This is a genomic window from Clostridium sp. MF28, from assembly GCF_002969175.1.
GTDB lineage: Bacteria > Bacillota > Clostridia > Clostridiales > Clostridiaceae > Clostridium > Clostridium beijerinckii.
In genome coordinates this window covers 5,562,603-5,585,552 of the sequence record NZ_CP014331.1, presented here as the reverse complement: position 1 = coordinate 5,585,552, position 22,950 = coordinate 5,562,603, and the positions used below count along the sequence as shown (strand labels likewise).

Genomic DNA, 22,950 nt, shown 5'->3' with positions numbered 1-22,950 from the left:
CCGCAAATAAATGTATTTTCTCTCTCTTCTGGTGTGTGCTTTTTAAATACATTAACAACTAGATCTCTTAATCTTAATTCTACTTTCCCGCTTCCTCCCGCTATTTTGTTTAACTCGCTCAAAAAACTATCATTTCCATTATTAGTTTCTTCTTTAGCTCTTATATAATTTTCATCACTATCAAGATTTAGTCCGCATGAACTACAAGACTTTGAATTATTAGCAGTTTTTTTCTTGCAATTTGGACATTCCTTAGTGTTTTTTTCCATACATCTATCCTCCTTCAATCTGGTTCTAATTATTTTTCCCAATATTTTTTTTGTAATTCAAATTTTCTGATTACATACCCAACCTATCCCCTAATAAGTATAAAAATAATTTCTACATCCTTTAACACTTGCTAAATATCATAAATTAATTAATTCATTTTTTTATGAATTAATTTATAACTCACCCATAAATTCTTTGTTACATAAAAATTTAATTATTTCTAGTATATATACTCTTCATTATTTCCTTCGCATGTAATTATTTTTTCGATAATTTCTCCCTCTACAAGATCTATATTCGTCTTTCCTATATATCCAAATTTACATTTATTAAGCTTAATAAAATCCATAGCTCTATGAAACGTCGAATGATTCATATATTGGGTATAAAAAAATATGTAATCAGCTGTATTTAAAATTCTTATATCAAAGTTTTCGTTGAAACCATTTAACATTCTTATTTCTGGATATTTTATTCTAAATCGCCTTCTCCATTCCTTATCTCCGCCAATTATAATAATTTTTTTGATGATAGTATATTTCTCTAATCTTTTGTTAGAATCCGAAATTCTGTGATTAGTATCAGAATTAAACTCATATTCTTTTAAATATTCTAAATCCAATTTTAAAATCTTTTCTTCATTTAATTTGTTCTCAAGAATTCTAATTTGATCTTCCTTCTTCTTTATTTCTAATTTATATATGCTATCTAGCTTGCTTAATTCAGACTTCAATCTCTTTTCATACATTAACTTTTCCTTGTTAAAATAATCAAGTTTATTTTTTAAGCTAATGTTTTCTTTTTTAACTTCAATCATCTGCTCTTCTAATATGCTTAATTTATAGCTACTTGACTCCTCCATATTATTAAAATATAAGTTTCTTGCCTTCGTATACTCATTAATAAGTGATTGCATAAATATTCCACTAATAATAGAAAATAAAATTATGTCTGAGTCTTCATTTTTTACTATCCTCACATAAGGCAGTATAATTTTCTCAATACAAATAAATTGCGAGTCTTCAAACATACTCTCTATATTAATCCCATTCATTATAAACAAATCTTCTAAAATTTCGCCTAACTTTCTAACATCTTCATTATTATTTCTCAAGATATCTTTAAAATTATATATCTTCCCAAACTTTCGCTTTATTAGCAACCTAACTTCTTTTATTCTATTCTTATAATTATCAAACTCCATATCAATATTTTGATTTATAAAATTTTTAGATTCAAACTCCTCAATATCGTTTAGAATAGAAATTACGAACCCTTGATCTACTATTTCTGGTGAAATATAAATAGCAAAATATAGATATACTGCCGCATCAAATTTTGCTTCTATATTTCTAGTTATTAAATCCATTTTCATGTACCTATTTTTCAATATTTTCTTATCATGCTTCTTTACAGCATTATATATAATTGGATAATACTTTCTAAGAACTTTAATAATTTTGCTTCTTAGCATACTATCCGTTTCCCCTTCTATAAGTACCCCAACAATCCTACGTGAATATATTTCTTGTTCAATATTTGCTTGCTTTATAGTAGTATAATTTATACAAGTGTCATTTATAGCCGCATTATAATATTTCAGTCTATCCTCATAATATATTTTATCAATATCTTTTTTCATTTCTTTGCTTCTCGTTAGACTTATACTTATATTAGCAAATATATAATTTCTTATAATGTTACTATCAATATTTAAATGTTCAGCAATAATTTTTGAAAAAGAACTTACATTTATCTTTCTATTATTACGCACTTCAATATCCACTATTTTTTCCTCCTTGCATTTAATACTGAATCTAGAATCTAAATCCTAATACCCATCATAATTATTTATTACAACAATATAATCACTTTCTCCAATCTTTGAAAACTGAAATTTAAGATTCAATTTTGTTAAATCTTCCTCTAACCAATTTGGAATATGACTGCAGGCTATTATTAGCTCATTAAAAATTTTTCTATTTAGAAATGGCTTCAAAGCTTGCTTAGACGTAATACCTATATTATCCTTCTGCAAATTCTTAAGATTTAATATATAACGCCCACATCCCCCATTACCTAATGAGATAATAAATTGCCCATCATTACTTATATCTGAATGATTTATAAATTTACTTACTTTCTCTTCCTCTTTTTCTTGTTCTAATATATAATCCAAAAAACATATTGGATTTCCATCCATATTCCACAAACTCAATCCCATTTTATCCAATGTAGTATGAACTAAATCTGAAAAATTCTTAGCAACAAAAACTTTGCATTTTCCTAGCTCTTGCACAATATTTAAAACTTCTAAGTAACTTTCTTTACTATCCTTTGTATAACAGAATTCAAATACTAATTCTTTAACCACTCTCCATTCATTTCTCTGCTTTGTAAAAACCTTAATAAATTTGGTTTTCTCATATTCAGTAACCTCTCCAAAATCATTTACACAAACTGCAATTTCATTAACCATAAATACCTCCATGTTTATACTTAATTTCTGTAAATTCTTTTGTAATAAATTTTATTTTTAGTTACAAAAGAATTTGATCTTTTTAATTAACAGAAAGAACAAAATCGCAGGCGACTGTGGAGCCTGAGATTTTTTCACGCATCTGCCTTTTCGAACGCATGTGAGAAAAATTTGGCAGGCGAATAAGATTTCTTTTTTATTCTTTTTAAAATACAAGAACTAATCAATCAACTTTTTTTAAATTATCCACAAATTTTATTGGAATATAATTTTCTCAAGGAATAAAAAAAGCCTAATTCATATACTTTTTTAGTATAAAAATTAGACTTCATAGCCATTTTGAAAGAATTAATTTATCTTTATTTTTTACAGCTTTGATTTAGATAGCTATTTAATAACATTATTATATATTTTAAAATTACATTTTTCAATAAGCCTTTGCTATTATTTAATCTAGTAAAAATAGACCTTTTATATTTTAAGGATTTAAACTATACATAACTCAATTCAACATATTTTGAATATAAGCTTCCTGGAATTATTTCTTTATATATATCCTTTAATCCTGAATAAATTGCCAAATCATCAAGATCTACATTACATAAACACATAATGCAATAATCTATATCAAATAATTTACAATAAATATCTGTCATTCTCATCCCGTTTCTTTTATAAAAGTCAATTCTTCTTTTCCTAATAATTTTCTCGCTTTCATTAGGTCCGCATTCTACTCTCTCTACTTCTACTATAATTCCATCATAATTTCTAAAATGCTCCTGTAGTATATTTAAAAATTCACTTCCAATTCCTTCATCTCTATGTTCTTTACATACCGCATAGTAATCAATTAACAAATATGATTTTGATGAAGCTAAAAGTGCGTATGCTAGAAGTTCATTATTATTATACAAACCTATACATATGTAATTTTTTCTTTTATTAAGTTTCTGTATTACATCAAGAGGCTTTAATTCCCCATACGGAAAATCTTTTATCATATGTTCATTATAGATAATTTCAATATCTTCGTTATTTAGTTCTTTTAGATTCATTTTCGTTCATCCTATCATTATCTTATTTTCTCAAAACTATTTCTCTAATTATAACATATTTTTTCTATTCTCAAATTCTTACTATTCAAAAAAATAATTACAATATGAACCACTTGTGGTAATATATAATTATTTCAAAAAGGATGGTGTTATTATGAAAACTGGAATTGAATTGATAAAAGATATTGATGAATGTATTTTAGAAAAGGGAGATGTTGCGTTCTGGTGGCTTGGACAGCTAGGATATGTTATTAAGATAGCTGAAACCACCATCTATTTAGATGCGTTTCTATCGGATTGGCCTAATAGAAATATTCCTCCACTATTAAAGCCAGAGGAAATTGTCAATGCAGATTTTATAATTGGCACTCATGATCATCCTGACCATATTGATCGAGATGTATGGCACCACTTATCTATTAGTTCACCCAACGCAAAATTTGTAGTTCCAAAGCTTCTTATCACTGAGCTTTCAGATGACTTAAAAATACCTAAAAATAGATTTATAGGTCTGGATGATGGATTATCCATTTCAGAAAAAGATTTAAAAATATCCGCAATTCCTTCAGCTCATGAGTTTTTAGATCAAGATTCGTCCGGGCATTATCCATACTTAGGTTATATAATTGAGGGAAATGGATGTACTGTATACCATTCTGGTGATACCTGTATGTATGATGGTATCTTCTCAAAATTAAGGCAGTGGGATAACTTTGACATTATGTTTCTTCCTATCAATGGGCGAGATGCTAAAAGATATAGGGAAAATTTAATAGGAAATATAACTTATCAAGAAGCAGTTGATTTAGCTGGAACTATTAAACCGAATTTGGTCGTTCCAGGGCACTATGAAATGTTTGATGATAATAGCGAAAATCCTATATTGTTCTATGATTATCTTAATGCAAAATATCCTGGAATTAAATGCTGGATTGGAGATCATGGTGAGATGGTTAAAATATGTAAAGCACATAGATGAGCAAATAACCTCACTAATTTTCTAAGTAGCAATAAACAACTAGTATATATCCCAACAATTATTATTAACTAATTGCTGGGATATAGTTTTTGTCATATAAAACCTAGTGAATATATTGTAAATCTCAAAACATACGCATTACTTGATACTTAATCTTAAACAATAATATTAACAGGTTCGTTCTTAATAAAAGCTTCGATATTATTTGCTAATAAATTTATAAGCCTTTGCCTAGACTCAAAACATTTCCAACCTATATGTGGAGTAAGAATGACATTCTCCATGTTAAAAAGTGGATTATTTAATTCTGGAGGTTCTGGATCTTGAACGTCAAGTGCAGCACCTGCAATCTTTTTATTATTCAGAGCTTCAATTAAATCAGTTTCTTTTATAATGGCGCCTCTAGATGTATTTATAATGAATGATGACGATTTCATAAGATCTAATCTAGACTTGTCAATAAGATATCTTGTTTCTGTTGTAAGTGGACAATGTATTGTAACAAAATCACTTTCTTTTAGAAGTTCTTCAAGGCTGACAAATTTGATGTTTGAATCACCTAAATCTTTATAGCTTCTACTGTATACAAGTATTTTCATTCCCAATGCTTTAGCTACATTCATGACTTGTATTCCTATAGATCCAGCACCTATAATTCCAAGTGTTTTATTTTGTATTTCTATATGAGGGACCTGAAGATATTTAGTAAAATTACTGTAATTTTTATTTTCAATCATTCTTTGCTGCTGCGCTAATGATGAACTTAAATTTAGAATAAATGTAATTACTAGTTGTGCAACCGCTTCGCTGCTATATCCTGGTACATTGCATACAGATATACCCTTTTCTCTTGCTGCTATTATGTCAATATTATTATACCCAGTACCAGCCTCACAAATTAATTTAACACTGGATGGAAACTTTTCTATTAACTCCTTGCTAATTGTAAGTTCCTTTGTAATTACAATATTTTGTTCTTTTACCCGTTCTAAGATTTCATCATTGCTGCTATCTTCATATTTAGTCACTTTACCTAAATTATCTAGCGATGAAAAATCAAGTTGTCCATCAAAGTTTATTCTGCTTGCATTAAGAAACACAATATTATTCATTTTATCCTCCTACTTCTCTTTTTCACTTTTTATAGCGTGAAAGTATTAAGTAATATTACTCTACAATATTATAACATTTTAAATGTTAACTTTATCCTATTAATTAAAATTTAATAATATTTCACCTCTCTTAAAAAATAGATGTTTTTTCTGCATTTTTTATTTCAAGAATTAACATAAGTATTTCGATAAATCTATTCATTCTAAATTTTTATCAGCTAAGAAATTTTAATAATAAAAAACATATTCATAGGGAAATATATTTTTGGAGGTGATCATTATGCAAATAAAAGATGTAATGTCAAAAGATATAGTGAGTTTAAATTCAGAAGATTCTATTGAAAGAGCTGCTCAAATGATGAGACAATTTGACGTGGGCGCAATACCTGTTTGTGATAACTCAAACAAATTAGTTGGAATGATTACAGATAGAGATATTGCTTTGGATTGTGTAGCATCAGGTGCAAGTGCAGACCAACAAAAGATATGTGATTATATGACTTCAAATCCTGTTACAGGAAGTCCTGATATGGATGTTCATGATGCAGTAAGACTAATGAGCAGACATCAAATAAGAAGATTACCTATTGTAGAAAATAACAGTGTTATCGGTATCGTTTCTCTTGGTGATATTTCACAAGAACCAAATCTACAGGATAATGCTGAGGTTGCTCTTAAAAATATTTCAGAACCTGGAACAAACAATCATATATAAATGTTATATCAGTAAAAAATAGTACAATTATACTTTTTTTAATTGTAAATATAAAAACAATTTCATGATGTTTATGCCATGAAATTGTTTTTATTTAATGTTATAAAAATTAATTATTATCAATATCTAATATTGTCTTCAACAAAACATTTGCACCCTTTAAACAGTTTTCAAGTGGTGTAAATTCTTTTTCGCAATGACTGTGCCCCTTTTCACTTGGAACAAAGATCATTGTAGTTGGAATGATATCTGTAATAAATTGTGCATCATGTCCCGGACCACTATACATTCTTTTTGTTGAATATCCAAATTCTTTTGCATTTTTTTCAACATAATCTACAAAGTCAGAATAAAAATGAACTGTATTTCTTGACCAAGCTTTTTCATAACTTGTTTCACATTTTTCAACAACTTTAGGAATAGCCTTAATTATTTCAAGAACTTGATTAATTACTTCTGGATCTTGATGCCTTGCATCCAAAGTGAATTTAACATAATCAGGAATTACTGTATGGATATTTGGATGAGCTGAAATCTTTCCTGTTGTATATACTAGCTTACTATCAAGCTTGTCTAGTTCATCATGAAGATATTGAATAGTTTTTACAGCCGCATATAGAGCATCTTTTCTATATTTCATTGGAGTTGTTCCAGCATGATCTGCTTGACCTTTAAATGTAAATTCATAATTTATCATTCCACAAACCCCTTCAACTACCCCTATATCAATTTTTTCATCTTCTAAAACAGGTCCTTGTTCAACATGTAATTCAACTAGTGCCCTGTATTTTTCTGGATTCATTCGATTTTCTATTTTTCCCATATATCCACTAGCTTCTAATGCTTCCTTAAATGTAACTCCTTCAGTATCCTTAGATGCTAACATAACATCTTTATCAAATTTTCCTGTAATAACACCTGATGACATCATTGCTGGTTCAAAGCGCGCCCCTTCTTCATTAGTCCATATAACAACTGTTATTGGATGTTTATGAGCTATTTTTTCAGTTACTATAGTTTCTGCAACTTCTAATCCAGTAAGAACTCCCAAAATACCATCATAATTACCACCTTGTTTAACTGAATCAGCATGAGATCCCATCATAATAGCAGGTAACTTTTCCTCTCCTGGAATGGTTGCATATATGTTCGCCATATCGTCGGTTTTTATCTCCATACCAAGTGCTTTGCATCTTTTGCAAAATTCCTCTCTTGCTTCTAAAGCAGCAGGTGATAAAGACAACCTCGTGATTCCTCCTTTACCTGTATCCCCGAATTTACTAAATGTTGTGATTTTGTCTTGAAGCCTTTCTTTATTACAAGTTAACATATGAATATCCCCCTTTAAATTTAGTATAGTAATTATTTTTTCACTCTCTTTCCTGGTTCTACTGCTCTTGCAGGACATACAGTACTGCATAATTGACAGCCTACACATTTATCTACTAACAATATTGGCATTCTTGTATTTATGTCTACCTTAATTGCTTGATGCCCACCATCATAACATGATAAGTAACATCGTCCACATCCTATGCACTTTTGCCTATCAAACCTTGGATAACAAATACTATCTCTATCAAGTTTATCTGTTGGCACAATATTAGGTAAAGCACTACCAACAATTTCAGATATATTTTTATAACCTTGTGAACTTAAGTATAATTTCATCCCATTAATTAAATCATCGATAATTCTATACCCGTATTGCATTACAGACGTTGTTATTTGCAAATTTTCACATCCTAAGGCCATAAATTCAGCTGCATCTTTCCATGTTTCAATACCGCCCATCCCACTTATTGGCGCATCTTTTAGTTCTTCACAAGCTTTCATATCATGAATAAAGCGTAAAGCAATTGGTTTTACTGCTTTTCCTGAGTATCCTCCTACACTAGTCTTACCTTCAACATTAGGTTCCGATTCAAAGTTTTCTAGGTTTAGATTCATAATACTCTTAATTGTATTAATTGCTGCAATACCTGTTGCTCCTGCCTCCATTGCAGCCATTGCTGGTATTTCCATATTTCCAATATTAGGTGTCATCTTTGCAAGTATAGGTAAATTTGTTCCCTTTCTAGTAGCTTTAGTATATAGTGCTACCAAATCTGGATTTTGTCCAACATCTGAACCTACGCCTTTACTTGTCATATGCGGGCATGAGAAATTACATTCAATAATGTCTGCTCCTGCCTCTGTCATTAGCTTGGCCAATTTAGTCCATTCTTCTTCGTTTTGCCCCATGATTGATGCAACAATAATTTTGCTTGGATAGTCTTTTTTCAATCTTTTTAAAAATCCTATATTCTCTTCCAATGTGTGATCCGAAATCTGCTCTATATTTTTGAAACCAACAAATGGAACACTTTCTTTACTTAAAGCAGTAAACCTTGGTGAAACCTCCTTTGGTACAAACATTCCAATAGTCTTAAATGCTACCCCTGCCCAGCCCATTTCAAATGCTTTAGCTACCATTTCGTAATTACTTCCAACTACTGATGATGAAAGGAAAAATGGATTTTCACACTTCACCCCACAGAAGTCTATTTCTAAATCAACTTCATTTTCTTTAACTCTAGATTCAGTTGATATTGCTTTCATAACTTTGTCAATTGGTACTGATTCATTAATTTTCCCTTTTAAGCAAGCCTCCTTACATGGCTTTTCTTCACATGTGTCACAAGGAAGTAGATTGGGCAGTTTATTTACTGCCCCAGCCTTATTTTCAAACCTTAAAGAACGGATAATAGCATCCACTTCAATGGAGTGGGGACAAGCTTTGCGACAAGGTGCTTCATCGCACAACAAACACCCTGACACATATTCATTTGTTGAAATATCTTTATAAAATAAACTACTCATTTCCATTCCTCCTAAATTATCGCTTATCTGATGTTTAGCCACTATAACTCTCATTATTCTTAATCTGTAGATAACAGTATCATAATCCTAGATAACTTGAACTACAGTCCAGGCACCAAATATCACCTAAGCCAAGTTCCTATTTACTTTCTTCCTACTCGTTTCACAAATTGTCCAAATCCTGCTTTTCCAACGAATTCACCATTATCGTAAACTAAATTCCCACGCACATAGGTTTGAACCGGATATCCATGAAGAGTTTTTCCTTCCCAAATTGTATGATCATAATCTGAATGCATATTCTCTACCGAAATTGTGAAGTCTTTATTTGGATCATAAATTACAATGTCTGCATCTTTTCCAACGGTTAGAGAACCTTTTTCTGTACATCCAAATATTTTAGCTGGATTAAATGAACATAATTCTACCGCTCTATTAAAAGTTATTTTTCCTTCATTTGCTGCTGAAAGCATATATGGATATAAATTTTCTACACCTGCACACCCATTTGGAATCTTCGTAAAATCATCTTTCCCCCAGTCCTTTTCATAGCTTTGGAATGGGCAGTGGTCTGTAGCTACAGTATCAATATCTCCTGATTTAATAGCTTTCCAAAGTGCATCTTGACTTTCTTGCCCTTTCATTGGTGGTGAACATACAAAATTTCTGCCATCTTCTCTTTTATAAACATCGCACGTAAATTCCAAATATTGTGGGCATGTTTCAACATATATATCATGACCTTCTCTTTTGGCTTCAATAGCAGTTTCTAATCCTTCCTTGTCTGCCATATGAACTAAATATAGTGGGGCTCCTATGGATTTAGCTAAATGCACTGCCCTTTTATCTGCCTCAGCTTCAACAAATTCTGGTCTGCTTAAGTAGTGATACCATGCTGAAGTTTTTCCTTCTTTTAAGAAGTTTTCAATATTTAAATCAATCAAATCGGGATTTTCAGCATGGATGTTTGTCATCGCCCCAGTTTCTTTAGCCTTCAATAGTATTTTCACTAAAGTCGCATCATCCACCATCATCCCCTCTTTTTTATAAACTAAGAAACATTTAAAACTAGGTACTCCATATTCAACCGCATCTTCAAATTCATCTAAGATAGTTCCTTCATTTAAATCAGTTATGATACAATGAAATGCATAATCTACGCACGCCTCTGGATCACACATTTCTTTTCTTGTTTCAATGGTTTCAATTATTCCGTTGCCTTTTCTTTGCATTGGATAATCAAATACTGTTGTAACACCTCCGCAAGCAGCTGCCCGTGTTCCGGCAAGATAGCTGTCAGCTGAAACAGTACCTCCAAACGGCATAGCTAAATGAGTATGTGCGTCTATAGCCCCTGGTAATATTAACTTACCTTTAGCATCTACAACACTTGCACCTTCTTCTGAAAAACCTGTTCCAATCGCTACAATCTTTCCACCTTTTACAGCAAGGTCAGCTACATAAGATTCTAATGGTGTTACAATAGTTCCATTTTTAATAATTAAATCCATAAGTATTCTCCTTCCATTTATATATATCCTTAATATCTAAATAACTAATTTAGTTAATAATTTTCTCTTTAATGCTTCTGCTTTTTGTTGTACTTTTGATTTAGGCTTCCTAATATATTTGTATTTTTAATAAATTAGTTCTTTTGCGATAAATTACTTTCTTAAATTAAAATTTTTGTTATATAAATCTTAAGATGATTCTGTGTGGATTTAACCACACATGAATCAATTTTTATCATATTATTTTGTTGCTTCTTCCCAATACTTTGAAGTGAATGTTGTATCATCTACCACTGGAGTTTTAGCTAAATCTTTATTATAAAGTTTTAAGAAATCCCCTGTTTGCTTAATTGCATTCATATCTATTTGTCCAATTTTTGAAGTATCAAATCCTTGAGGTGCTACAAGTTTAGCAACTTCTTTCGCCATATAAACTTGGTGATCTAATGAAACTGATTTATCTACATCATAAACTGTTTTTCCTGCTGCTTCAGGATCTTGGACTGCATCTTTCCACCCCTTTATAGATGCCTTTAAGAAACGAACTAATAAATCTTTATTCTTACCTGCCCATTCAGAGTTTACAAATAAACAATCTTCCATCATTGCAACACTTTCATTGTTCATATCAATCACATTTAAATCCTCTTTCTTCATGCCGCCTTCAAGTAATAAACCAAATTCGTTATAAGTCATCGCTGATGCTGCATCAACTGATCCTTCTTTTAATTGATCCATTGTAAAGTCTTGTTGTACAAGTTTTAGGTCTTTTTCTTTATCTAAATTGTATTTTGAAAGTAGTGCAAGAAGTTCATATTCATTGCCACCAAACCAGTTACCTACTTTCTTACCAGCTAGATCTTTTGGCGAATTAATACCTTTTTCTTTTTTAGATACTAATAACATACCTGATTTTTGAAATACTTGAGCGATTTCTTGTAAATCATACCCTTGAGCTTGGTAAGTCATTAAACTTGAAACCCAAGTTACCCCTATATTGGCTACACCATTATAAACATTTTGTTCTGGAATAATGTCACTTCCTCCTGGAAGAATTTGAATATCTATTCCTTCATCTTTATAGTACCCTTTTGCTGCTGCTACGTAATATCCCATAAATTGTGATTGCGGAAGCCATTTTAATTGAAGTGTTACTTTTTCTAACTCCCCATCCTTCTTTGTAGTATCCTCTGATTTAGTTGCATCTTTCGCTGTTGTTTCTGATGTTTTTGATCCACATCCTATAAGCATCGTCCCCATCATTAATACAGCTAACCCTAAAGCTAATAACTTCTTTTTCATAATAAATTCCTCCTTATTAAATAAATATTATTTATCTTATACATGCCATCTGTGTGTTCTCTTGAAGTTCTAAGAGATATCGATGACTTTCAATTTTACTCATAAAGCAAATAGTATATTATGTTGAACTAAACTTTTCTATTTTAAAGTTGATATTATCTTTGTGACGCATGCCATTTTATGGTTCTACGTTCTATTAATAAAATAATTAAGTATAAAACAATCCCAACTAATGCTGCCATTACTATATAGGACCACCCCATGGCCATCATTCCTTTTCTTAAATTATCTTTAATTCCAAAACCAATACCTGAAGTTGATGCTGCAAAGTATTCACTTATCATAGACGCCATTATTGCTGCTGCCACATTAATTTTTAATGCAGTTAAAACACTCGGAAGACAATTAGGTAAACGAAGCTTGAAAAATATAATTTTTTCTGGTGCTGCATATGACTCTAATAAATCTTTTGCAAATGGTTTCAAATCATTTAATCCCCTATATGAGTTAATTGCCATTGCTGCCATACATACAACCGTTACAACACCAACCTTTTGTGCAAAACCGCTTGTAAACCAACGATTCATAATAGGCGATAATGCAACTATTGGAATTGCATTAAATGCTGCTATTACACTAAGTCCTGTATATCCCCACTTTGGAAACTGCGTAGCTATCACTGCGACAATAAATCCAATTATGCATCCTAAAGCAAGTCCTACCAATGCCCCTGAAACTGTAATCATCGTGTCAGTTAGAGCTTTAGAAAAATTATCACTTAAAGTTTTAATAATTTGTGATGGTACTGGTAATTGAAAGGGCTTAAAACCTAATGCATCATGAATGATACCAACTTGCCATGCGATTATAATCAATATTCCAAAACCTAAAGGCCATAAGACATTTTTAATTTTTTCATTCATAAAATTACCTCCCTATGTAGTCTGTTTCCTCCAAGGCATACAAATTTTTTCGAATAATATTACTATAAAATAACTCAAAATCCCCATTAAAGCGCTGGTAACTACTGATCCCCAGAATACATCTTTTGTTCCTGAGTATAACGAGTATAAAAGTTTCACTCCAATTCCACCACTTGAACCTAACATGTCAACTAAGATAGATGCTGTTATTGACATTGGTGCCGCTATTTTTAAACCAGCAAATAAATATGGCATTGAATATGGAATCATAAGCTTATAATATATGCTTTTCTTTTTTGCAGCATATGAGTATAGCAATTCTTTCTTATCGCTTTCTACACTATTTAATCCACTAAGCATATTTACTGAAACTGGAAAAAATGTGATATATGCTGCAATTACTATTCTAGAAGTATTCATATCCCTGACTAAAGTAAAGATTATAGGTGCTAACCCGAGTACAGGTATCATTTGTGATATTATTAAATAAGGTAATGATATTTTTTCTGCTATTTTCGACAAACTCATAATTATTGCTAAAACAAATCCTATTGCAGCTCCAAGTGCAAACCCAAATACAGCTCTTGAAAAAGTAAGTCCAGCTGCGCTCATTAAATCAGTGAAATTTTCTGCTATTGATATGATGACACTATGTGGATAAGGCAGTTTTGCTCCAGCCATTGGATCATGCATCACTTGTTCTAGAAAGAAAGCTGCTAATTCCCAAACTATAAAAATTCCTATAGCCCAAACTAGATTAACTTTATATTTCTCTTTCCTGCTAATCATAATCATACCCCCTCAAAGCTATTTCTTATTTTGGTTATATAATCATAAAATTGTTTTGACTGTTTTGACTCCATATTTCTTGGTCTTGGTATGTCAATATCAATCACAGCAGAAACACGTCCTGGATGTGGAGATAAAACCACAACTTTATCCGATAAAAATACTGCTTCTGAAATATTATGGGTTACAAAAACTACTGTCTTTTTGGTCTTTGTCCATATTTCTAAAAGATCTTCATGAAGCTTTTCACGTGTAAATTCATCTAAAGCTGAGAATGGTTCATCCATAAGAAGTATTTCCGGATTAATGGCTAATGCTCTTGCTATACCAACCCTTTGCTGCATCCCTCCACTTAATTCATAAGGATAATGCGTACCAAAGTTAGTAAGTCCAACTAGATCAAGCATTTCCGTAACTCTTGAAGTACGATCCTGCTTCTTCATTCCTAGAAGCTCCATTGGCATACAAACATTTCTTCTTACTGTTCTCCAATCGTATAGAACTGGATTCTGAAATACTATGCCATATTTCTTTTGAAGTCTTATTTCTCTTGGGCTTTGTCCTCGTACTATCACTTTTCCTGAAGAAGGTTGCAATAGATCAGCTATAATACGAAGTAATGTTGTCTTTCCACAACCAGAAGGACCTAGTAATGAAATAAATTCTCCTTCTTTGATTTCTAAATTAACATTCTTAAGCGCTGTTACTGGTTCTCCACCATTCTTATCTTGGTAAACCATACTTAAATCTTCAATTTTAATTTCTACTTTTTCTTCTTTCTTCCTAAAAGCATTTCTGCTTTCAAATTCTGTATCTATTTCATTTAACATACTCATTGATTTACGCCTCCTTTTAAACAAAAAACGGTACAAAACTATTTGTTTTGCACCGTTGCAATCACTTCATATTCACCATAATTTACTGTATATAATTAATAAGTCTTCCTTTTTAACTTCTTTTATAGTATTTGATGGACTTCCACTGTTCATAGCATCTTGCGCCATCTTATCTACGACTTTATTGAATTCTTCTTTATTAATTCCATACTCTTTTAAAGTTGGTATTTCACATATGTTACATAACTCTGTTAATTTTTCTAGAAAAGCTTCTGCTGCTTCCTTATCGCTTTTCTTATCATTTGTTGCATTAATTGCTCTACCTATTGCACCAAAACGTTCATAGCTTCCATCTAAAACATAAGATAAGCATTCCTTTATAAGCATAGCATTTGAAATTCCGTGAGCAACATGAAAATTAGCTCCAATTGGTCTGCTCATGCCATGTACCAAGGTAACTGAAGAATTATTTATACATACGCCAGCTTCATATGCAGCAATAGCCATTTCTTCTCTAGCCTTTTTATTTTCACCATCTTTATAAACCAATGGTAAAAACTCAAAAATTCTTTTGATTGCAGATAATGCGAAGGTATCTGTTAAGGAATTTGCTTTTCTTGATGTATAAGCTTCTACCGCATGAGTTAGGGCATCCATTCCTGTTGCCGCTGTTACGCTTTTAGGTGATGTCATTGAGAATTTGGAATCAATCACTGCCAAATCAGGTAGTAATGCTTCTCCCTTTAGAAGCATTTTTATATTCCTCTTTGAATCTGTAATAACCGTAAATTTGGTAGCTTCTGAACCTGTCCCTGCTGTAGTTGGAATCAAAACCAATGGTGGAAAATCTCCTTCAATTGTTTTTCCCATATAATCAGATATTGAACCTTCTAATTTTGTCATAGCAGCAATTGCTTTACCGCTATCTAATGAACTCCCTCCTCCGATGGCAATACAGAAATCACATTCAGCATTTTTATAAACTTTTACGCCACTTTCAATCATTATATCAGTAGGCTCTCCAATGATATCATTGAAAATTTCATATTCAATTCCTAAGTTATTTAAACAGTCTGTCAAAACTTTAACTGTTCCAATTCTAGTTACATTTTTTCCAGATACAATAAATGCTTTTTTTCCAAAGGATTTTATCAAATTTTCACTTGATTCTAATGCATTATCTCCAATAATCGTACGTCCTGGTAAACTAAATTCATATGCCATTTTCTCACCTCATCTAGATAAATTGTTTGTCTACAATTCCAAGTACTTCGTCTAATTTAGCTAGTTCCTCTTCTAACTGCTCCTTTGTAATTATTAATGGAGGAGCAACAAGTATCATGTTCTCATGAGTATATGTCATAAACTTTCTTTCCTTTAATAATCCTAGAATTTTCCCCATAACTCCTTCCGGATCCTTTCCATATGGTACTAAGGGTTCCTTGCTTCCTTTATCCTTTACTAATTCTACTGCTGAAAATAATCCAATATACCTCACATCTCCAACTGATGGGTGAGAAGCTTTCATCTCTTCTAGTTTTTCACCAAGTACACTACCTACTTCGTTAACATTTTTTAGTATACCTGCTTCTTCATAATAGTTTATACACGCTACACCTGCTGCACAAGCTAGGGGATGTCCACTATAAGTTAGTCCGCAAGATAATAAATTATCATCAAAGTAAGCTGTATTTCTTTACTTACTACAACTCCACCAAGTTGAACATATCCACAAGTAACACCTTTTGCAAAAGTTACTATATCTGGTTTTACATCAAAATTCTCAAAGCCAAACATTCTACCGGTTCTGCCCCAGCCTGTCATAACTTCATCACAAATCATTAAGATTTTAAATTCATCACATAAAGCTCTAACTCCTGGAAGATATCCTTTTGGCGGAATGATAACTCCATTTGAACCTGTTATAGTCTCTAAAACTATTGCAGCCACACTATCAGGTCCTTCATAAATTATTTGTTCTCTTAGCTTGGCCAAGTAATATTTTGTTGCAGCTTCTTCTGATTCGAATTCTATTGGTTCTCTATAAATATATGGATCAAAGAATTTTACGAATCCTGGAATACCAGGTTCTAATTGATATCTTCTAGGTTCACCTGTTAAATTACCAGCACCAAACGAAGATCCGTGATAACTTCTATAACGGCTGAACACCTTTGTCTTACCTGTGAACATTCTTGCTATCTTTACGGCATTCTCATTTGATTCTGCACCTGCATTTGTGAAAAATACCTTTCCCATATTATCAGGCATTAATTCAATGATCTTCTTTGCAAGCTTGGCTCTAGATTCGGCTCCATAAGATGGCCCTACAAAACAATATTTATCTACTTGTTCTTTTATTGCATCTCCAATCGCTTTATTTCCAAAACCTAAATTCATATTAACAAGTTGTGACGACATATCTGAATATCTATTTCCATCATAATCCCAAAAGTAAATACCATCAGCTTTTTCAACTGAAATAGGATTTAAATTTCTTTGTTTGCTCCATGATTGTAAATTATATTCTTTTAAAGTACTCCTAATTTCTTCACCATTCATCTTTATACACTCCCTCATATACATTTAATATTCTCCTCAAATAAAAAAACAGAACTTATTCAAGTGAACAAGCTCCGTTGCTGTTATCTCTATTAAATTCGTTTTTTCTTTAAGTTGTTTTTATTATATACTAGTAAAACTGTTATATCAATGAATAAGTGACTAAGTTTATTTGTGCAATTGCACATTTAGGCACATGAATATAAATAACAAGTCCCAAGTTTCCCTACATAACATCCTTCACAAAAAAACCTAAATAAAATCGTAGTTTTTCTTCTAAATTTGATGGATTATATCCAGTAATCTTTTCAATCTTTTTAAGCTGATTATTTACTGTATTCCTATGAATATATTGTTTTTCAGCAACAAGACTTTGACTACCGTTGTTCTGTAAAAACATATATAAGAAGCTCATTAAATCAGTATTATTTTCCTTATCATATTTTTCTAACTTACCTAGAGTATCATTGTAATATTCTTTAAGCACCTCTTTATCCTTAGCATTTAAAAGCAATTTATGAATATCTAATTTATCATAAAACACCATTTCTTTGCCTTGTTTTTTGGCCATCGTCATTGCCGTGAAAGCATTATTAAAATTCTCCGCCTGCATTTTAATACCTGCTTTATTTTCACTTATTCCCATATGAACCTTCCATGAAGGTTCATTCCAATTCTTAAAAAAAGTATCAACAAAATTAGTGACATCGTAATTTCCATAATTCACAAGAGCCAGAACCCAAGAATCTTTATATGAAAATGAAATATATAATTCATGAATACTTCTAGCTAATCTTTCTGAATACATTTTAATTTTATTCATATCAAATTCTAATTGATTGTCTTCTTTGTGTTCAAAGGACATGACTATAAAGCAGAAATGACTGTCTCTCAAATACCCATATCTCTCCATCTGTAAAATTAATGTTTCTATATCACCTGTTTTAAATATAATATTCTTAATCGTACTTGCTATACTTATTTCTACTTGCTCACTTTGCATTATTCGATAACATATATTCCGTGTTAAATCTACCATTCTTGTTTCCCATGGAATAGTATAAAGAGGCATTTTTATTCGGTCACAATATTCTATAACATCGTTAGGTATTGACTTGGTGTATGGCCCAATATTTACAACAAAAGCGCTTGCCCGAGCAGCATATAGCTTTTTTGTATATTCTAACAACCATCCATCGCCATCATTTAGAATGCCTGATGTAAGGACAACTTCATTTCCATGAAGAAATTCACTCACCTCATCATTTTCAATAATATGTACCCATTCCACTAGATTATTAAGGCCTTTCTGTCCTGCTAGCAGTTTCATTTGATACAAAACGGCCCCATTTCCAAATAATTTCCCTACAGTAATTGACATATTATCACCCCAATTTTATATAAAACTATAAGAGTTTTATGCCTATTATATCATAATTTTATTTTAATTAAATTTTATTAAATAATACAAAAACTTATTTATATTATTTATTTATAAACAGAAACTTAATAAAGTTAAGTTGGTTTTACAATTAGTACTATTTACTATAAAATAATTAGGATGTATTCTGCATAAAAAAATTCTACCCATATTACTTAAAGCAATAAATAAAGAGGCACTTTGATAAAAATCAAAATACCTCTTTATTTTGTTGCTTTACTTATTATTACTTGACTTTAAATATTCTTTAACACTTGGCGATATTCCTATAATATATACGCTAAAGATATACACTATCATTAACATAGTAATCATTATATTAGGCGAAATCATAATTGCTGCAACTGCCGCTAGAATGACAATTATAAGCAAAATTATCATTATAATCTTAGCCCATGCTTTTCCTTTAAATATAAAATATAAGAGAATAGCTTCTACTACAGTCCTAGTTAGTCCTGAAATTATTCCTATGTTTCCTTGCATAAAATAGCTAACTGCAGTTGTAACTATACTTACAGCTAATATTGCTATCACCATGGATAAAAATAGTTTTTTTCCTTTTTCTACACTTTTCATAATATCCTCCATAACAATGTATTAAACCAATTGGATATAACGTTTTAATTAAATAAGTTATCTCTCTTTATTTAGGACGTAATTATTATTAATAATTACTTATTTATTTTTACTTAACATTGCGTTATTATTCTTTAAAAATAAATATTTATGTACATTACCATATTTTATATTTATTATAACATGAATTCATAGAATTTATATTCTTATTTTCATTCATAATTATTGGGAAGCTAATAAAGGCTCCCCAAAATTTAATATTTTTAATTATAGAAACTTAGTTTTTACATTGCTTTGAAAATATATTTGTTAAATTTAGTTTTTTAACTCTTGATCTTATTTCATCATTATCTATGCTATACAATCCTAAATCTTTCATCCTTTCAAAATATTCTGCTCCTGAAAATGTATATCTTTCACTCATTTTTCCTTCCTTAACTTTGTCATTTGCATATGCAATAATATCACCTGTAGCAAGCTCTCTTGGCAATTCTAATAAAGACTTTTTCTCCAAATATTGAACTGCATTATAACCTGCTAAAGTCCCTGTAGTCATAGCCTCAGTATGACCTACAAAGAATCCACTTTTTTCACCTCCACAAAATAAATTTTCAACGCCATTTACTTGCATTGAATTATTTCTAGGCGCAGCACATAAATATCTAATTGAATTACCATTACTTCCAACCAGTGGATCTATATAAACTACATTTTCTAATCCTTTGATTTTCCTTAACTTGTCCAATGGATAGTGAGACGTCATAAGCTTTACGCGCCCCGTATCTAATAATATAATATTCTCCGCAAATTCTAAGGTAGCATATTGTTGGCATACCTTTTGTTCTAACTTTTCTAAATGTACATCTTCCTTAGGTATAGGAATAACTACAACTCCATTTTTCTCTAATTCTTTTATTATGTCTTTTGATAAAGATTCTCTAGGAAATTCACAAGATCCGCTCATTGCACCCTTCATTCCATTTGTTCTTTCTCCTACTAAGTCATTTACTCCTGCTCTACTGCTTATACTAACTCTTGCACCAAAGCTAGGACATCTTAATGTACACATGACGCATCCATTTCCATACTTCACACAATTAGGCATTGATCCTGTTGAGCCTGTAGTTTCTACAAATACATCTCCAGTTATAATATCTTTATTAAATAATACCAATGATTTTATTTTATTGCCTTCCATATTTACATCTGTTATTCTACTTTGCAAAAATATTTTAACTCCACATTCTATTAAATATCTTCGAACAATGGGTTCAGCTTTACCTATATCACATAGCCATGCATGTTTGTGCTCTGGGAAATCTATATTCTTATGAATTGCTATTGAATCCATAATTCTTATGAAATCACCTGCACCAAGATTTATCAGCTCTTCTGCAGCAGTATATCTTCCATTATTCCTCATTATTCCACCAACATTTCCTACTCCAAGTAGCAAATCAGTTCTCTCATATAACTCAACTTCTGCACCTAATTTTACTGCTTCTAATGCGGCAGAGCACCCTGCCCATCCTCCACCTATAATTATAACCTTCATTTTATTCTCCTTTAAAATAGTTATCTGTTATATATTGTATTCAATTTTTTGTCTAAGTTGAGTCTTATCATGTTTACTGATCAAATTCTCTAAAAATTTATCACCACCTATTAACATATAAAAGAGCCAAAAAGCTTATCTTGTATACTTTTTGGCTCTTTAAAGATTTATAACACTGACTATAATTCCCGAAATAATTTTTATCTAGCCATTATATAAATTTTTTTCATGTCTTCCATATTGAGCTTTTGAAATTCCCCTATGGTTCTAGTATCTTTGAAGCTACATTTATAAGCTAGGTCAGCAATTTGATCATCTGTCAAATTAACTCCAAGTTCTTTTATTGATATTGGCATATCAATAGAATGATAAAAACTTTCCATTGCTTCTATTCCCTCTAATGCAACTTTTTCTGGATTATAAAAGTCATTGGTTATTCCCATTACGTTTACAGCGAATTGTACAAAACGGCTTATATTACTTTTGTACACATACCTAGCCCAGCTTCCCCAAACTGCTGCCAAACCAGCTCCGTGGGCAACATCAAACATACCTCCAAGTTCATGTTCTAATTGATGACATGACCAATCACCAACTGAACCACATCCAGTTAAATCATTATGCGAAAGACTTCCTGCCCACATTACTTCAGCACGTGCATTATAATCTTTTGGATTTTTCATTAATATTTTTACATTATGAATTACTGTTCTCATTAATCCTTCGCTAATTCTATCTGTTATCTCCATGCTCTGTTCTTTTGTAAAATAACGTTCCATAGTATGCATTAATATATCAGTAGCTCCACTGGCAGTCTGATATTTAGGTAATGTATAAGTAAGTTCCGGATTCATAATTGCAAATTTACAACGTGCATACTCAGAATTACATCCTCTTTTCAGCCATCCTTCTTCATTTGTAATAACTGATGAATTGCTCATTTCACTTCCTGCAGCTGCAATAGTTAAAACTGCCCCAACAGGTAAGCAGCCGGTTGGAATAACTTTTTTACTATATATATCCCATACATCACACTCATTAGATATGCCATATCCTATTGCTTTTGCTGAATCAATAACACTGCCTCCTCCAACAGCTAATATAAAATCTACCTTTTCCTTTTTGCATAAATTGATTCCTTCATATACTTTTGAAAGTCTAGGATTAGGTACAACTCCACCTAAGCTAACATAATCGATTTCAGCTTCCTTTAAAGATTCAAAAATTTTATCCAAAAGCCCAGACTTTTTTGCACTGCTTCCACCAAAATGAACTAGGACTTTCTTACAATTTTGATTCTTTATAATAGTGCCGATCTGTTTTTCTGAATCCTTTCCAAAAATCACTCTCGTAGGAGCATAAAATTCAAAATTCTTCATTATTAATACACTTCCTTATTTCTAATTTAGTATTAAGTTCTTTAATAATATATTACTCCTTCGAGACAACTCTAAGTCAAGAGAAATATATGAATAAAATGGTAAAATAAAAAACTAACTTCTTGATTGCAAGAGTAAATTTATCTTACAAGAAGTTAGTATCAATTGAATACTCAACCTATCACAGCTTCAAATAAAAATTTATTTTAGAGTGTGATGTTATTCATTTCATTTATCATATTGGTGACTAGATCATCCATTCCTATATTCTCTAGCCCACTAGGAACTATAAAATTAGGATTGTCTAACTCTCCACCAGCTTTAGCTATAATTTGTTTTGCCCCTTCAGCATTATTTTCATCTGTATTTACAATTACCTTATAATTTACATCAGCTATTTCTTCAAAACCGCCCATACCGCTTACCATTGGATTTGCAGCTGCCATTGGCCCGTAACCTGGATCAACCGTAGGATTATCGTTAGATAGTATTAAGTTTGCCAGACTATTTGTGCTGCTTTCAGTGCCTAGCCTGTTTTGTCCAGGGTTATCATTTGTATAATGATCATTTATATCTGCCACAGCATCTTTTATACCTATTTTAT

General features: G+C 31.2%; 20 protein-coding genes and 1 pseudogene (1 of these 21 cut by a window edge). 2 read left to right on the top strand and 19 right to left on the bottom strand.

The window, feature by feature from the left end:
- The 4 genes from AXY43_RS24735 to AXY43_RS24720 all read right to left on the bottom strand — a co-directional run.
- Positions 1 to 269, bottom strand: partial view of a PrsW family glutamic-type intramembrane protease gene (locus AXY43_RS24735; protein WP_039772904.1) — the 5' end (the start) only. The gene continues 835 nt to the left of window position 1, outside the view; the window shows 269 of its 1,104 coding nt (coding positions 1-269); the start codon lies at positions 267 to 269; its stop codon lies beyond the left edge, outside the window.
- 221 nt (positions 270 to 490) lie between these two features.
- Positions 491 to 2,056: a hypothetical protein gene (locus tag AXY43_RS24730; protein ID WP_105412315.1), complete on the bottom strand. Its 1,566-nt coding sequence runs from the start codon at positions 2,054 to 2,056 to the stop codon at positions 491 to 493.
- A 45-nt stretch (positions 2,057 to 2,101) separates the two neighbouring features.
- Positions 2,102 to 2,749: a Fe-only nitrogenase accessory AnfO family protein gene (locus tag AXY43_RS24725; RefSeq protein WP_023975849.1), complete on the bottom strand. Its 648-nt coding sequence runs from the start codon at positions 2,747 to 2,749 to the stop codon at positions 2,102 to 2,104.
- A gap of 491 nt (positions 2,750 to 3,240) precedes the next feature.
- Positions 3,241 to 3,804, bottom strand: coding sequence for a GNAT family N-acetyltransferase (locus AXY43_RS24720; RefSeq protein WP_012058179.1), 564 nt, complete (start codon positions 3,802 to 3,804; stop codon positions 3,241 to 3,243).
- A 154-nt stretch (positions 3,805 to 3,958) separates the two neighbouring features.
- Between AXY43_RS24720 and AXY43_RS24715 the strand changes: the two genes are divergently transcribed.
- Positions 3,959 to 4,783 (top strand): MBL fold metallo-hydrolase, encoded by an 825-nt coding sequence (locus tag AXY43_RS24715; RefSeq protein WP_105412314.1) that lies wholly within the window; start codon positions 3,959 to 3,961, stop codon positions 4,781 to 4,783.
- 155 nt (positions 4,784 to 4,938) lie between these two features.
- Here AXY43_RS24715 and AXY43_RS24710 read toward each other — a convergent pair whose 3' ends face one another.
- Positions 4,939 to 5,895, bottom strand: a complete 957-nt coding sequence (locus AXY43_RS24710) for an NAD(P)-dependent oxidoreductase (RefSeq protein ID WP_105412313.1) — start codon at positions 5,893 to 5,895, stop codon at positions 4,939 to 4,941.
- 280 nt (positions 5,896 to 6,175) lie between these two features.
- On the opposite strand from AXY43_RS24710, the gene AXY43_RS24705 reads away from it, so the two are divergent.
- Entirely contained in the window at positions 6,176 to 6,610 is a 435-nt protein-coding gene (locus AXY43_RS24705; protein ID WP_012058176.1) for a CBS domain-containing protein, read from the top strand.
- Between the two features lie 109 nt (positions 6,611 to 6,719).
- Here the strand turns inward: AXY43_RS24705 and AXY43_RS24700 are convergent, their stop codons facing one another.
- The 14 genes and pseudogenes from AXY43_RS24700 to AXY43_RS24635 form a co-directional block, all read right to left on the bottom strand.
- A complete protein-coding gene (locus AXY43_RS24700) occupies positions 6,720 to 7,940 on the bottom strand; it encodes a Zn-dependent hydrolase (protein ID WP_017209570.1) in 1,221 nt (406 codons plus the stop codon).
- A gap of 32 nt (positions 7,941 to 7,972) precedes the next feature.
- A complete protein-coding gene (gene preA, locus AXY43_RS24695; protein WP_171781196.1) occupies positions 7,973 to 9,472 on the bottom strand; it encodes an NAD-dependent dihydropyrimidine dehydrogenase subunit PreA in 1,500 nt (499 codons plus the stop codon).
- 143 nt (positions 9,473 to 9,615) lie between these two features.
- On the bottom strand, positions 9,616 to 10,983 hold the full coding sequence (hydA, locus tag AXY43_RS24690) for a dihydropyrimidinase (protein ID WP_023975844.1): 1,368 nt from the start codon (positions 10,981 to 10,983) through the stop codon (positions 9,616 to 9,618).
- Positions 10,984 to 11,223: 240 nt separating this feature from the next.
- Entirely contained in the window at positions 11,224 to 12,285 is a 1,062-nt protein-coding gene (locus tag AXY43_RS24685; protein WP_012058172.1) for an ABC transporter substrate-binding protein, read from the bottom strand.
- Positions 12,286 to 12,440: 155 nt separating this feature from the next.
- Positions 12,441 to 13,208, bottom strand: coding sequence for an ABC transporter permease (locus AXY43_RS24680; RefSeq protein ID WP_077831006.1), 768 nt, complete (start codon positions 13,206 to 13,208; stop codon positions 12,441 to 12,443).
- A 12-nt stretch (positions 13,209 to 13,220) separates the two neighbouring features.
- Positions 13,221 to 13,997, bottom strand: a complete 777-nt coding sequence (locus AXY43_RS24675; RefSeq protein ID WP_077831007.1) for an ABC transporter permease — start codon at positions 13,995 to 13,997, stop codon at positions 13,221 to 13,223.
- A gap of 2 nt (positions 13,998 to 13,999) precedes the next feature.
- The gene (locus AXY43_RS24670; RefSeq protein ID WP_023975841.1) at positions 14,000 to 14,833 is read right to left on the bottom strand and encodes an ABC transporter ATP-binding protein; all 834 of its coding nucleotides are present in this window, start codon (positions 14,831 to 14,833) and stop codon (positions 14,000 to 14,002) included.
- 72 nt (positions 14,834 to 14,905) lie between these two features.
- A complete protein-coding gene (locus tag AXY43_RS24665; protein WP_023975840.1) occupies positions 14,906 to 16,057 on the bottom strand; it encodes an iron-containing alcohol dehydrogenase in 1,152 nt (383 codons plus the stop codon).
- Positions 16,058 to 16,070: 13 nt separating this feature from the next.
- Positions 16,071 to 17,395: pseudogene (locus AXY43_RS24660) on the bottom strand (aminotransferase class III-fold pyridoxal phosphate-dependent enzyme).
- Between the two features lie 226 nt (positions 17,396 to 17,621).
- Positions 17,622 to 18,776, bottom strand: coding sequence for a PucR family transcriptional regulator (locus AXY43_RS24655; RefSeq protein ID WP_023975838.1), 1,155 nt, complete (start codon positions 18,774 to 18,776; stop codon positions 17,622 to 17,624).
- 276 nt (positions 18,777 to 19,052) lie between these two features.
- On the bottom strand, positions 19,053 to 19,412 hold the full coding sequence (locus tag AXY43_RS24650; RefSeq protein WP_039770417.1) for a hypothetical protein: 360 nt from the start codon (positions 19,410 to 19,412) through the stop codon (positions 19,053 to 19,055).
- Positions 19,413 to 19,689: 277 nt separating this feature from the next.
- Entirely contained in the window at positions 19,690 to 20,967 is a 1,278-nt protein-coding gene (locus AXY43_RS24645) for an FAD-dependent oxidoreductase (RefSeq protein WP_077831009.1), read from the bottom strand.
- A gap of 200 nt (positions 20,968 to 21,167) precedes the next feature.
- Positions 21,168 to 22,346 (bottom strand): iron-containing alcohol dehydrogenase, encoded by a 1,179-nt coding sequence (locus AXY43_RS24640; RefSeq protein WP_077831010.1) that lies wholly within the window; start codon positions 22,344 to 22,346, stop codon positions 21,168 to 21,170.
- Positions 22,347 to 22,552: 206 nt separating this feature from the next.
- Complete coding sequence (locus AXY43_RS24635) at positions 22,553 to 22,927, bottom strand: hypothetical protein (RefSeq protein ID WP_242986152.1); 375 nt, start codon at positions 22,925 to 22,927, stop codon at positions 22,553 to 22,555.
- Positions 22,928 to 22,950: the final 23 nt, after the last annotated feature.